Origin of the sequence: Gilliamella apis (assembly GCF_030758615.1) — a bacterium.
In the GTDB taxonomy this organism is placed as follows: Bacteria; Pseudomonadota; Gammaproteobacteria; order Enterobacterales; family Orbaceae; genus Gilliamella; species Gilliamella apis_A.
In genome coordinates this window covers 2,334,309-2,348,195 of record NZ_CP132381.1, presented here as the reverse complement: position 1 = coordinate 2,348,195, position 13,887 = coordinate 2,334,309, and the positions used below count along the sequence as shown (strand labels likewise).

14 protein-coding genes and 1 riboswitch are annotated in these 13,887 nt (G+C 35.3%); of the genes, 3 read left to right on the top strand and 11 right to left on the bottom strand.

Translation table 11 applies throughout. The features are described from left to right. Positions 1-35: 35 nt before the first annotated feature. The 5 genes from RAM17_RS10830 to raiA form a co-directional block, all read right to left on the bottom strand. Positions 36-1,076 carry an NADH:flavin oxidoreductase/NADH oxidase gene (locus RAM17_RS10830; protein WP_110447273.1) on the bottom strand — a complete coding sequence of 347 codons (1,041 nt, stop codon included), beginning with the start codon at positions 1,074-1,076 and terminating at the stop codon, positions 36-38. A 134-nt stretch (positions 1,077-1,210) separates the two neighbouring features. Next, complete coding sequence (locus tag RAM17_RS10825) at positions 1,211-2,407, bottom strand: MFS transporter (protein WP_110447274.1); 1,197 nt, start codon at positions 2,405-2,407, stop codon at positions 1,211-1,213. A gap of 74 nt (positions 2,408-2,481) precedes the next feature. Then, positions 2,482-3,519, bottom strand: a complete 1,038-nt coding sequence (gene mutY, locus RAM17_RS10820; protein WP_110448025.1) for an A/G-specific adenine glycosylase — start codon at positions 3,517-3,519, stop codon at positions 2,482-2,484. Between the two features lie 8 nt (positions 3,520-3,527). Next, positions 3,528-4,679 carry a bifunctional chorismate mutase/prephenate dehydratase gene (gene pheA / locus RAM17_RS10815; protein WP_110447275.1) on the bottom strand — a complete coding sequence of 384 codons (1,152 nt, stop codon included), beginning with the start codon at positions 4,677-4,679 and terminating at the stop codon, positions 3,528-3,530. 96 nt (positions 4,680-4,775) lie between these two features. Continuing rightward, a complete protein-coding gene (gene raiA / locus RAM17_RS10810; RefSeq protein ID WP_110447276.1) occupies positions 4,776-5,108 on the bottom strand; it encodes a ribosome-associated translation inhibitor RaiA in 333 nt (110 codons plus the stop codon). Between the two features lie 308 nt (positions 5,109-5,416). Here raiA and trmJ point away from each other — a divergent pair, with 308 nt between their 5' ends. Then, positions 5,417-6,097, top strand: coding sequence for a tRNA (cytosine(32)/uridine(32)-2'-O)-methyltransferase TrmJ (gene trmJ / locus RAM17_RS10805; protein ID WP_232350150.1), 681 nt, complete (start codon positions 5,417-5,419; stop codon positions 6,095-6,097). 56 nt (positions 6,098-6,153) lie between these two features. On the opposite strand, the gene cysS is transcribed toward trmJ, so the two are convergent. From cysS to mog, 5 genes are all read right to left on the bottom strand, one after another. Further along, a complete protein-coding gene (gene cysS / locus RAM17_RS10800) occupies positions 6,154-7,545 on the bottom strand; it encodes a cysteine--tRNA ligase (protein ID WP_110447278.1) in 1,392 nt (463 codons plus the stop codon). 226 nt (positions 7,546-7,771) lie between these two features. Then, the gene (locus RAM17_RS10795; RefSeq protein ID WP_065578554.1) at positions 7,772-8,014 is read right to left on the bottom strand and encodes a GlsB/YeaQ/YmgE family stress response membrane protein; all 243 of its coding nucleotides are present in this window, start codon (positions 8,012-8,014) and stop codon (positions 7,772-7,774) included. 342 nt (positions 8,015-8,356) lie between these two features. Further along, on the bottom strand, positions 8,357-9,718 hold the full coding sequence (gene lysC, locus RAM17_RS10790; RefSeq protein WP_110447279.1) for a lysine-sensitive aspartokinase 3: 1,362 nt from the start codon (positions 9,716-9,718) through the stop codon (positions 8,357-8,359). Between the two features lie 75 nt (positions 9,719-9,793). After that, positions 9,794-9,968: riboswitch (Lysine riboswitch) on the bottom strand. Positions 9,969-10,079: 111 nt separating this feature from the next. After that, the gene (argR, locus tag RAM17_RS10785) at positions 10,080-10,538 is read right to left on the bottom strand and encodes a transcriptional regulator ArgR (RefSeq protein WP_034905059.1); all 459 of its coding nucleotides are present in this window, start codon (positions 10,536-10,538) and stop codon (positions 10,080-10,082) included. A gap of 192 nt (positions 10,539-10,730) precedes the next feature. After that, positions 10,731-11,309: a molybdopterin adenylyltransferase gene (mog, locus tag RAM17_RS10780; RefSeq protein ID WP_110447280.1), complete on the bottom strand. Its 579-nt coding sequence runs from the start codon at positions 11,307-11,309 to the stop codon at positions 10,731-10,733. A 150-nt stretch (positions 11,310-11,459) separates the two neighbouring features. Here mog and RAM17_RS10775 point away from each other — a divergent pair, with 150 nt between their 5' ends. Continuing rightward, positions 11,460-12,404, top strand: a complete 945-nt coding sequence (locus RAM17_RS10775) for an ABC transporter ATP-binding protein (protein WP_110447281.1) — start codon at positions 11,460-11,462, stop codon at positions 12,402-12,404. After that, complete coding sequence (locus RAM17_RS10770) at positions 12,397-13,167, top strand: ABC transporter permease (RefSeq protein ID WP_110447282.1); 771 nt, start codon at positions 12,397-12,399, stop codon at positions 13,165-13,167. Before RAM17_RS10775 ends, RAM17_RS10770 begins: the two co-directional genes overlap by 8 nt. 55 nt (positions 13,168-13,222) lie before the next feature. On the opposite strand, the gene RAM17_RS10765 is transcribed toward RAM17_RS10770, so the two are convergent. Next, positions 13,223-13,861 carry a bifunctional 4-hydroxy-2-oxoglutarate aldolase/2-dehydro-3-deoxy-phosphogluconate aldolase gene (locus RAM17_RS10765; protein ID WP_110447283.1) on the bottom strand — a complete coding sequence of 213 codons (639 nt, stop codon included), beginning with the start codon at positions 13,859-13,861 and terminating at the stop codon, positions 13,223-13,225. Between the last annotated feature and the right edge of the window lie 26 nt (positions 13,862-13,887).

The following is a 13,887-nucleotide window of genomic DNA, read 5'->3' as shown; positions in this document are numbered from 1 at the left end:
TCATCCTGTATTTGTGAACACAGGATGAGTAGCTATTATTTGAAAGATATTTGATAAGAAGTTGGTATAAATGGTGACGATGGAATTCGTAACGGCCAATAAGGATCTTTCAATAAACCTCGACCAATTCCAACTAAATCAGCATCCCCAGTGCTTAGCACATAATCGGCAACATAAGGATCTTCAAGCATACCAACAGTGATAATCGGTAAATCGGTTACCTGTCTAATTGCTCGGGCTAGATAAACTTGGTAACCAGCATGAAAATCAGGTGTGTGTTCTGGATCCAGTTTTCCATCTCCACCACCACTAACATCTAAAACATCGGCACCAGCTTGAGCTAATCGTTTGGCAATTTGGCAGCCATAATCAATATCATAACCGTTAGTACCGTATTCTTTAGCCGAAAAGCGCACAATTAATGGCATATCTTTTGGCATAACAGATTTTGCAGCTTTAATAACTTGTTCAGCGAATAATAATTTATCTTGACCATATTCATCGGTTCTTAAATTCGTTTTTGGCGAACAGAATTGGTGAATTAAATAACCATGAGCACCATGTAATTCAATGGCATCAAAACCTGCTTCCACTGCTCGTTTCGTTGATTGTTTAAATTTTTCGATGATGTCGATAATTTCATCTTTGGTTAATTCTCTTGGCATTTGGTATTGCCATTCCGGATTAGCTTCGACATTGCCATCATAGCGGGTTGCAGAACATGAAACCACATCAGACTCACCTAAAGCTTTTCGACCAGCATGGGCAATTTGAATAGCTATTTTACCATTTTGTGCATGAACAGCATCGACAATACCTTTCAGTTGATCGCGTTGTTTATCATTCCATAATCCCAAACAGTTAGGTGTGATTCGCCCATTAGGCGCTACATTGGTCATTTCTAAAATAATTAAGCCGACACCACCAATCGCCCGAGAAACGTAATGAACAAAGTGCCAATCATTAGCTAACCCATCTTTTGCTTGATATTGACACATTGGTGGCATAACGATGCGATTTTTGAGTGATAAATTTTTTACTTTAAATGGCGTATTAAGATAAGATATTTTTGCCATAAGTAACTCCTGTTTTAATAATGGTTCAAATACTAACTAGTTATATTAACAGATAAATAATATATGGTGTTTAATATCTGAAACTTAAAGAGGATAATGGTTAAAAACCCCGTTCCTCAAAATTTTTAGTTTAATTAAGCCTTATGTTTAGGATGGTGAACGGTTCTAAGATAATAGACCCAACAGAGTATACCTAAGAGTCCTAAAACGGTTCCGGAAATAATTATTGCTATCCAACCATAATTGCTATACAAGTAAGTAGAAGCAATAGAGCCTAACATACCACCGATAAAATAACTGACCATGTAACCAGTATTCATACGGCTACGTGCTTCTGGACGAATTTGATAAATAGCATTCATATTGGATACATGGGTAACTTGCACAGCAAAATCTAATAAGATTACACCAAAAATTAAGGCCACGAGAGAATACTTGGCAATAGAAAGCGGTAGCCAAGCAGCAAGTAATAATGTCAAACCAATGGAAGTGGCTAACCAGCCTTTTCCTTGATCTGATAATTTGCCGACTATGGGTGATCCTAATGCGCCTGCTGCGCCAGCCAAACCGAACAAACCAATAATAAAGTCAGAATAATGATAAGGAGCATCACTTAATAAGAAGGCCAGCGGTGTCCATAATAATGAAAATAAAGCAAAGGAAATAATCGCTAACAATGACCTGATGCGTAAAACAGCTTCTTGTTTGTACAATGAACCAATTGACAATAACAGTTGGAAATAGTTAATGTCGATGTTGTTTTTATAAGTTGGTAATGATAACCAAAGTAATAAAGTGACTAAGGTCATAATTGACGAGGCAATCCAATAAACATAATGCCAATCGGCTATTGATGAAACAAAACCCGCAAATGTTCTACCTAGTAGAATACCAAGTAACATACCGCTCATTAGTGTGCCGACAATTTTACCTCGATGTTCAGGACGTGATAGCGTTGCAGCAAAAGGAATGAGTACTTGGGCAACGGTCGAAAATAGGCCTGTCATTGCAGTACCTAATACCAACATCCATAAATTCTTTGATATCGCACTAATTATTAGTCCACAGATTGATAATATCATTAATGTAAGTATTAGCTGTTTACGTTCAATTTTATCTCCGAGTGGGGTGATAAATAGTAAACCAACAGCATAACTAAATTGAGCGGCCATAATGATTAAACCTGCATGTTTAACTGCAATATGTAAATCATCAGTTATTGAATGTAATAGCGGTTGTGCATAATAATTACTGGCAACTGTAATGCCAATGGCAAAAGCCATCAAAAAAACTAACCACGCAGATAGCCCTTGGGATTGTTTGCTACTCATAGTAAAAAGATAAGAAAATAAATAATGACTAATTATATATCAAAAGTTTATTAGATACTGTTAAATACTTGTGTTTAAGCTAATTGATTCAATAAATTATAAACAGGCGTAGCTAAGCCAATTTTGGTATTCTCCGAGTTAAGTTTATACCAATAACCATTTGAATCTTCCAAACACTTAGTGTTATTTTTTATCTCACAGTAAATTGGGATAATATCTAAGTGAAAATGGCTAAACGTATGACGAAAGGCTATTAACTGTTTAGATTTGCTGGATTCAATACCATGCTTTTCCAGCCAGTCAGTTAATGCTTGCTCGCTTGAGAATTGTGGTAAACAATATAAACCCCCCCAAATCCCAGCCGGAGGTCTTTTTTCTAGCCAAATAGCTTTATTATGTTCAAGAATTAGAAAATAGGCCATTTTTTCAGGTATAGATTTTTTAGGTTTTTTGGTTGGATATTGTTGCCAACTGTCATTCTGATAAGCAAGGCATGAATAGTTTAATGGGCACAAATTGCATTTTGGTTTCGAACGTGTACAGACCATTGCGCCAATATCCATCATTGCTTGATTAAATTTTGCAACGTTATGTTTAGGTGTCACTTGTTCACTTAATTGCCAAAGTTGATTCTCAACAATTTTATTCCCTGGCCAACCTTCTATTGCAAAAGATCGGGTTAAAACTCGCTTAACATTGCCATCAAGTATCGGGTAATGTTGATTTTGTGATAGAGATAGAATGGCACCAGCGGTTGAACGCCCAACTCCCGGCAAGGCAATCACATCCTCAAATTTAGTTGGAAATTTGCCATCAAAATTTTCAGCGATAACCTGTGCTGCTTTATGTAAATTGCGTGCCCTAGCATAATAACCTAGCCCCGTCCAAAGATGTAATATGTCGTCAATTGGCGCTTTAGCTAAATCAGTAATTTTAGGAAATTGTGCAATAAAACGCTTAAAGTATGGAATAACCGTTGCTACCTGTGTCTGCTGTAACATGACTTCGGATAACCAAACATGATAGGGGCTTTTTTCAATTTGCCATGGTAGTGATTTTCTACCGTACTGTTCATACCAATCAAGTACAGCATTTGCAAAATTTTTTGTCATGCTAGTCATTACATAATAGCGGTAATTGAATCACTAGGATAACAGCCAAGTACTTTGGTATATAAAGTGATTGCAGCTAATTCTTTAAGCGCGACTTGCATTTCATAATCATGAACATTACCTTGTAGATCAATATAAAACATCTCTTCCCATGGTGTACCATGGATAGGTCGTGATTCAAGTTTTGTCATAACAATATTATGATTACGTAAAACGGATAGGGCATCAACTAGAGCACCTGCTTGTTGGCCAGTTTTCATTAAGATCGTGGTTTTAGCTGGAATTTGTTCGGAAACTTCGATTGGATCGCGCGCTAAAACAATAAAACGGGTAATATTCTCTTTTTGATTAGCAAAATTGTGCTCAAGAACCTGTAAACCGTATAATTCACCCCCGTCTTTGTTACCCATAGCAGCAATATTAGGTTGATTTAATTTAGCAACAGTTTCCATTGCTGATGAAGTGCTATCACAATAAACAATTTTCCAATGTGGATAATTTTCTAGGAAATTACTGCATTGTTGGAAAGGTTGCGGGTGGCTATAAATGGTATCTATTTGCTCAAGTTTAGCACTAGGAATGGCTAAAACGCAGTGATCAATCGGTAATGATAGTTCACCAATAATATGTAAATTGGTTTTTTGTAACAAATCATAAACTTCATTGATAGAGCCGGAACTAGAATTCTCTATCGGCAAAATTCCATAATCAACAACTTTTGACTCGATCTTTTCAAACACATCTTTAAACGTACTGCAGCTTGATTCAGTTAACTGATCAAAGTGGGTACTCGCATAACGGCGGGCTGCTGAATGTGAATATGATCCTTTGGGTCCTAAAAAGGCAATATTTGCTGAGGAAATAGCCCCTTGATTCAATTTTTCTTGTAAAAGTTTCTGTTGTAGTAGCACTGAATCTTCAATAATAATTTGATACAGGCGCTTAATTAAAATATCATCAAGATTGTATTGTTTACCTTGTTCGATTAATGCCTTAATGAGTGAGCGTTCACGAGCTAAATCACGTAAAGGTATGTTAGCCGCTATTTTAGTTTGAATAACTTCGGTTGAAACTTGACGTCTTTCAGCAAGGATTTCAATTAATTTTTGATCGAGTCGGTTAATTTTTTCGCGTAAAGGCAATAAAGGATTGGTAGTCATATTCATTAATATAATAAGAAATAGATGGCAATATTATAGCAAGCTAAAAAATAAAGGCACTATTAAAGTGCCTTTTTATGACTTTTGAATTATTAATTAATATTCTTCTTCAACTACTGTATTTTTTATACTGTCAAATGCACGGCGAGATTCGCCTTTATGTTGGATTTTATTCAGTTGTTTTTCAAGTTTAGCAACTAAGTCATTAATTGCAGCATACATATCTGAGTGTTTAGCGGAAGCAACTAGTGGCGAACCTTTGGTTGCAATTGTCGCATCAACAATAAATCCATCAGGTTCTTTAGATAAAATAAAGTGAGGGTTAATTAACAGTGCTCTCCATTTATCTAATTTCGAAAACTTATCTTCTAGATAGCTACGAATTGCAGGGGTAATATCCATTTGTTTACTGGTAATACTTAAAGTCATAATTGACCTCCACTATGTTTACTTACAAATTGAGCTAATATAATTATTCTATTGATTACATTGACAAATTTTTTGCAATTCGTCAATAGGTTATTTCAATTTGATTAAACTTTTTGTGAACTTTGTCTAAAATAATGAATCTCTAGTTACGATTAACCTTTGTGAAACTGCTTTTAAACTATTTTTTATTATATACTGTAGTTTATTTGTGTTAATTTGAAGTATAAGTTGTGTTATTTAATGAGGAATATGTGAACTATTTAAATAATGTTAAGATTGTTTTAGTTGAAACTTCCCATACTGGTAATATGGGTTCTGCAGCTCGTGCAATGAAAACCATGGGATTAACTAATCTCTGTTTGGTTAATCCGATAATAAAGCCAGACTCTCAGTCTATTTCTCTGGCAGCTGGAGCCAGTGATATTATCAAACAGGCACAAATATTTTCCTCTTTAGAAGAAGCTGTTGCCGATTGTTCTTTAGTTATTGGTACTAGTGCTCGGCCACGAAGCTTACAATGGCCAAATTTAACACCAAAAGAGTGCGGGGATAAAATAATTGCCGAAGCTTCTCATCATGCTCAAGTGGCTTTAGTTTTTGGTCGGGAACGAGTTGGGTTAACTAACGATGAATTACAAAAATGCCACTTCCATGTCGGTATACCTGCTAATCCTGACTATAGCTCTTTAAATTTAGCAATGTCAGTACAAGTTCTTTGTTACGAAATCAGGATGTCGATGTTGTCTGCTCAAGACTCATTATCACAATTAGTTGATCAGAATGTAAATGACATACAATATCCTAAAGATCAAGATATTGAACGATTTTATCAGCATTTAGAGCAAACCTTATTACAAACAGGTTTTATTAATCCTAATCATCCGGGACAAATTATGGGGCGTTTACGAAGATTATTTACTCGTGCCCGTATTGAACAACAAGAACTGAATATATTAAGGGGAATTTTAACCTCAATAGATAAAAAATAGTTAATCTATCCCCTAGTAATTTTTTATTAAATCTAGGGGATTTTAGGTTTATTGCATTAACTTTTTTTACGCCAAGTTGTGCCGTTAGCACCGTCTTCTAAAATAATATTCATTTGATTGAGTTTATCTCGTGCCTCATCAGCTAAAGCCCAATTTTTACTAGCACGAGCATCATTACGTTGTTTAATTAATGCTTCAATGAGTTGTGTTTCACTATCATCCTGATTACTACCTTGTAAAAATTTAACTGGATCTTGTTCAAGTAAACCAAGTACAGAAGATAAATAGCGTAATTCAGCAGCAAGTTCATTGGCTAATTGCATATCATTTTCTGCTTTAGCTTTATTTATCTCTCGAGCTAAGTCAAATAAGGTTGAATATGCTTCTGGAGTATTGAAATCATCATTCATTGCCTGACAAAATTGTCGATAATAATAACTATCAGGCGTGTTATGTGGATAATTAGTATCAGTATCTCGTAAAGCAGTATAAAGTCTTTCTAAAGCAGTTCTAGCTTGCTTTAAATTTTCCTCACTATAATTAAGCTGGCTACGATAATGACCTGATAATAAAAAATAACGCACAGTCTCTGCATCATAATGCTCTAATACATCACGAATGGTGAAAAAATTATTAAGTGATTTAGACATCTTTTCTTGGTCAATCATCACCATACCTGAGTGCATCCAGTAATTTACATATTGACCATTATGGGCACAGGTTGATTGGGCGATTTCATTTTCATGATGTGGGAACATTAAGTCAGATCCGCCACCATGGATATCAAAATGATTGCCTAACTGATGACTATTCATAGCCGAGCATTCAATATGCCAACCTGGTCGGCCTTTACCCCATGGAGAATCCCAACTCGGTTCGTTAGGTTTTGACATTTTCCAAAGCACAAAATCCATTGGATTGCGTTTTACATCAACGACATCAACGCGAGCGCCTGCTTGTAACTGTTCTAAATTTTGACGTGATAAAATGCCGTAGTTAGGATCACTATCGACAGAAAACATGACATCACCATTATCAGCGATATAAGCATGCTCTTTTTTGATTAACTCTTCTACAAGCTCGATAATTTGCGACATATGACGAGTTGCACGAGGCTCTACATCAGGTCGTTTTATATTCAGTGCGTCAAAATCGGCATACATCTCTTTTAACATGCGATCTGTTAATTCATCGCAGGTTTCGCCATTTTCAAGCGCACGTTTAATGATTTTGTCATCGACATCGGTAATATTACGCACATAAGTCAGATCGTAACCTAAAAAACGTAAATAGCGAGTAACAACATCAAATGCAACAAAAGTACGACCATGGCCAATGTGGCAAAGATCATAAATGGTAACGCCACAGACATATAGTCCAACTTTATTAGCTGTAATAGGTTGAAATATCTCTTTTTCTCGAGTTAGTGTATTAAAGATTTTTAACATTATAAATTACTGCTCATGTCAGATTGTGATTAATCGTTAATATAACAAAAATCAGAGTATGGCGGAATGACTTTTGCTAATCTTAAAGATTAAAAACAGTACAAATAGTGATTGTATTAAAATTGTTTATGGTTTAATCAGTGCAGATTAAAATTGTTAGAAGAGGATTTGATTGAATCTGATATAAAATGACGAGTAAATGTCCTCGTCATTTTATTAAATAATTCTATTTTATTAACCGATAAATATAAATCAATAAAATAGCGCCAAGAACCGAAATAAATAAACTTGGGAAGTTAAAACCAGTTACACTACCCCAACCGAAGAATGTACTAATGTAACCACCAACTAATGCACCTGCCACACCAAGTAGAATGGTTTTAAGCACACCAACTTGTCCTAATGGCATAAAAAACTTAGCAATCCATCCAGCAATTAATCCTAGAATAATCCAGCTTAAAATACCCATGATAGTTTCCTTCGTCTAATTAAGTTAAAAGTTACTTTTTGTATAGCTTAAAACATATTGAAGATGAAAATAATCGTTGTGAAAGATATAACTAATTAATAAAACGTAATATTTACAGCTTTAAAAAAATTGTTATCAAAGAATGAAGAAAAATGATTAATACTAAGAACTGTGTAGCGATAAATGTATGTCACAGCATTACCAACAATAGCCTTCCATACAAATATTGAGTGTAGTTTACAATTATTTTTTCAAATATTCTAGAAATTTTTAGTATTGCTTAAGTGAAGATTAATATCATTATTTGCAAGGAGCGATAATATAATCGCTCCCATTAAGTCATTATTCAAAAATAGTTTTGTGTAAAACTTTGATCACATCTTCTGCATCATTACTTCTTGCTAGTAAGCAAAGATTATGCGTACTAGCACCGTAACAACATAGACGAATAATAAAATCATCTAAAGCACCGAAAACTTCTTTTGCTATACCTTTAGTTGAGGTCAGATTATTACCAATTATAGCAATCAACGCTAAATCTTCTTCAACTTCAACATGGCAAACCGTTGATAACTCATCAAATAACGCTTTAGTTAATAAGCTGTTACCATTGGTATTTGTGCCTGTGGTATCAATGGTTAATGCAATGCTGACTTCAGATGTTGTCACTAAATCGACCGAGATATTGTGTTTTGCCAATATATTAAATACATTAGCTAAAAAGCCTTGTGCATGTAGCATATTTAAACTGGTTAAAGTCAATAATGTCTGTTGACGACGAAGTGCTAATGCTCTGAACGAAGGTAATGAAGATTTAATACTATGAGTATTATAGACAATAGTTCCTCCGTCTTGTGGTGCTTTGCTTGATCCAACAAATACCGGAATATTGCTACGCACTGCTGGTACTAGTGTTGCTGGGTGCAAAACTTTAGCTCCAAAAGTGGCCATTTCAGCGGCTTCGGCAAACGATATTTCATCAATACGTTTTGCAGCAGAGGTAATCCGAGGATCGGTGGTATAAATACCAGCAACATCGGTCCAGATATCAATTTGGGTAGCATTTAATGCTTCGCCAAGTAAAGCAGCGGTATAATCGCTTCCGCCTCGACCTAAAGTTGTGGTTTTACCTGAACTTTCACTGCCAATAAATCCTTGAGTAACGACGATAGTTTCTGGGTTGAGGGATTTTAAATGTGCACAACAGAGTTGTTTGATTTCATCAATTTTCGGTACTGCTTTACCAAATTTATCATCGGTGCGCATTACTTTACGGACATCAAACCAAATGGCATTTTTTTGTTGATGTTTTAGTATCTCAACAAACAGTTTTGATGACATTATTTCACCATGGCTAACTAATTCATCGGTTAATGCCGGTGAGGTTGCTAAACTTGCGGCTTCAGATAATGAAGCAATATTGGCAATAATTTGGTCAATTTCAGTGCGTAGAGCTTGATTTTCAGGTAGATTTTCTAAGATATTATATTGAATTGATTGAATTTTGGCGATGTGTTTTGCTCTGACATTGGCATCACGACCCTCAGCTAATGCTACCAATAAATTGGTTATACCTGCTGAGGCAGATAATACGACAACTTTGACATTAGGATTAGCTAGAACAATATTGGCACTGTTGACCATTGCTGGATAATCTGCAACGCTAGTACCACCGAATTTAGCAATTATAAATGATGTTTCCATGGATTCCTCATATTAAAAATTCTTATTTTTAACAGAGATAGAGCGGGCATGCATTACTACCGTTTAAAAAAACACATACCGTGAAGCGCTCCACCTGTTAGGGTGACAACCCAAGGGATTCAGCCCTTGTAGCCGATTCAATTGCTTTCTGGAATAACAATCGAACCTCGGCATTACACCCCCTTAATCATCTTTTTACGGCTCCAGTTCCTAAAATGATCTACCTGAGTAATGCGCCTCTTCTTTTTTTTGTAATATTGGTTACAAAATCAGTGTTATATAGGATTAACGATTTAACCAAGTGTGTCAATAGCTTAAATATTAAAAAAAATTATTGGTCTGGCTTAAAATAAATTCTTTTTTATAAGCTTCGCTCAAATAATTCAATAATAGTTTGATACAGTTTCTTAACCGAACAATCTTTAGTTGGAGTGCTAAAAATCGTATCATCACCAGCAATAGAGCCTAAAATTCCCTCTGATTTACCAATTGAATCTAAAAGTCTAGCAATTAGTTGAGCTGCGCCAGGACTGGTACGGATAACGACCATTGAACTATTGTAATCAATATCCAATACTAAATTCTTCAGTGGACTACTAGTGGTTGGTACGCTCATTTCGGCTGGTAAGCAGTAGACCATTTCAGATTTTGCATTGCGAGTTCTTACTGCGCCAAATTTGGTTAACATTCTGGATACTTTGGACTGATTTATATTATCAAACCCTTGTTCCTGTAAGGCCTGTACGATACCTATCTGAGAACTAAACTTTTCTTGTAATAACATTTCTTTAAAAGTTTTAGTGAGATCATTTTGTTTCATACTGTTCCTTTAAATTAAATTTATGGCCTATTACGCCAGTAGTGTTTATTAATCATATTAACTCGTTATCTAAAATTACCTAATTATCATCTTAAATAACGTCATTATTTGCCATTGAGGTAATGTTGCTATTATCATACCAGCGCTGTTAAAAGATTAATTTACATAATTATGCATGATGTTTGCATAAAATTAAAGATTAGATTTGCTAGCATTTTTAGGTCGGAAAGCTTGAACAACATGATTATGAGTTTCGATATAAGGACCATCTAATAAATCAATACAATATGGAACACTTGCAAAGATACCTGTGACAATAGTATTTCCTTGTTCATCTTTCACGCCTTCAAGGGTTTCTTTAATTGATTTAGGCCTGCCTGGTAAGTTTAAAATTAAACATTGCTTTCTAATGACACCCACTTGTCTGGATAAAATTGCCGTAGGAACAAAATGCAAACTAATTTGCCGCATTTGTTCGCCAAAACCTGGCATTAATCGGTCAGCAATTGCTAAGGTTGCATCTGGAGTAACATCTCTAATTGCTGGCCCTGTACCGCCAGTAGTTAATATTAGATGGCATTGCAACTTATCTACCAATTCGCATAAAATCTCTTCAATGATTAGTTGTTCATCAGGAATAATACGTTGTTCGGTAATAAATGGTGTTTTTAAGGCTGTCTGTAACCATGATAACAGCGCTGGAATACCTTCATCTTGATAAACACCTTGTGATGCTCTATCCGATACTGAAACCAAACCAATTTTGATCATAACCTGCAATCCTTAATCTTATATTTATCTAATAATTATATTGTTAGCATTAAAAATTGAATTAATCTTAAAATCATAACAATATTGTCGATCGGTCAAACATGATATCATATTATATAAATAACAAATTAAAGAGTTAGGATTCATTTTATGTCATCAACGCCCGCACTAGAGCTCATAGCGCTCAAGAAAAAATATAAAAATGGTGTAGAAGCATTAAAAGGAATTAATTTAACCGTGCAAGCAGGGGATTTTTACGCTTTGCTCGGTCCTAATGGTGCAGGTAAATCAACCACCATTGGTATAATTAGTTCTTTAGTTACCAAAACCTCTGGGCAGGTTAAAATCTTTGGATATGATTTAGACCGCGATGTTGTTAATGCAAAAAGGCAATTAGGTCTGGTCCCGCAGGAGTTCAACTTTAACCAATTTGAAGAAGTCTTACAAATTGTTACCAATCAAGGTGGTTACTATGGCTTGCCACGCAAATTAGCTTTGCAACGAGCAGAAAAATATCTACGTATTTTGGATTTGTGGGATAAACGACACAGTCGAGCCTGTATGTTATCCGGTGGAATGAAAAGACGGCTGATGATAGCTAGAGCACTTATCCATGAACCAAAATTACTCATTCTTGATGAACCAACCGCAGGGGTTGATATTGAAGTACGCCGTTCTATGTGGGATTTTCTACGAGAAATTAATCGTCAAGGTATTACCATTATATTAACGACTCACTATTTGGAAGAAGCTGAAATGCTATGTCGCCACATAGGTATTATTCAGCGTGGTGAATTAGTTGCTAATTCATCAATGCGTGATCTGCTAGCAAAAAGTCAATCCGAAACAATCATCATTGATTATGTACCAACAGCTACACCAATCTATCTTCAAGGTTATCATTATACCGAGGTCGAATCGGGAATGTTAGAAGTCAGTGTAGATAAACAACATGGATTAAATCAACTATTTGAACAACTCAATCAACAAAATATTAAAGTGATTAGTGTTCGTAATAAAGCCAATCGACTAGAAGAATTATTTGTAGATTTATTACATAACGATACAAAAGCTAAAGGAGCTATTGATGAATAATTTATATTGGATTGCCTTAAAAAGTATTTGGCGTAAAGAAGTTACCCGATTTTTAAGGATTTGGATCCAAACATTGATTCCTCCAGTTATTACTATGTCACTTTATTTTGTTATCTTTGGTAATTTGATTGGTTCTCGAGTTGGAGACATGGGTGGTTTTAGCTATATGGCATTTATTGTCCCCGGTTTAATTATGATGTCGGTAATTACAAACTCTTATACTAACGTTTGTTCTTCATTTTTTAGTGCTAAATTTCAACGTAATATAGAGGAGCTATTAGTTGCACCAGTGCCTACTCATATTATTATTTTGGGATATGTCGGTGGCGGTGTCATGCGTGGCTTATTAACAGGCGTTTTAGTTACTATTGTGTCGCTATTGTTTGTAAGATACCAAGTTTATTCATGGCCTTTTGTCATTTTCACCTTATTACTAACCTCAATTTTGTTTTCATTAGCAGGGTTATTAAATGCAGTATTTGCCAAGACATTTGATGATATTAGCATTATTCCGACCTTTGTACTGACTCCGTTAACTTATTTGGGGGGCGTTTTTTATTCAATCACCATGTTACCCACTTTTTGGCAATGGGTTTCTAAACTTAATCCAATTGTTTATATGATTAATGGTTTTCGTTATGGCTTTTTAGGTGTTAGTGATGTGTCATTGATAGTTACTTTTTCAATGTTATTACTGTTTGTCAGTATATTATATCTGTTAGCGTGGAAATTTATTGAAAGTGGCAGAGGGCTTAGAAGTTAATTAAATCAGAATAGCGAATCAAAATAAACCGCCGACCAATGTCGGCGGAAAAGTATTATTTAGCACCGGCAACCGCTTCTTTAGCCATTTCAGTGATTTTAGCAAAATCACCTTTAGCTATTGCATCGGTAGGGATAAACCAAGTTCCACCAACACATAGTACATTATCAAGAGCTAGATAATCGCGATAGTTTTTCGGATTTACACCGCCAGTTGGGCAAAACTTCATATAACCACAAGGACCAGCAAAAGCTTTTAACGCCGCAACACCGCCATTGATTTCTGCTGGGAAGAATTTTAATGCAGTCAAACCATATTCTTGAGCGGTTAATAATTCTGAAATTGTTGCTATTCCAGGAATAACAGGAACTGTCCCTTCAACTGCTGCTTTTAAAATTGAATCTGTAATCCCTGGTGTAATAATAAATTCAACACCAGCTTCAGTTACTTGTTTAAGTTGTTCAACAGTGGTTACTGTTCCTGCACCAACTACAGCTTCAGGCACTTCCTTGATGATTTTTTTAATGGCATCAAGTGCACATTCAGTTCTTAATGTAACCTCTAGAACTTTAACTCCTCCAGCAATTAATGCTTTTGCTAATGGAACAGCATCTTCTAAACGTTCAATAACAATAACCGGTACAACAGGGCCTAATGTTAAGATTTCCTCAGCGGTTTTTTTCCAACTCTTCATATGTGTTACCTATACTTTATTTACTT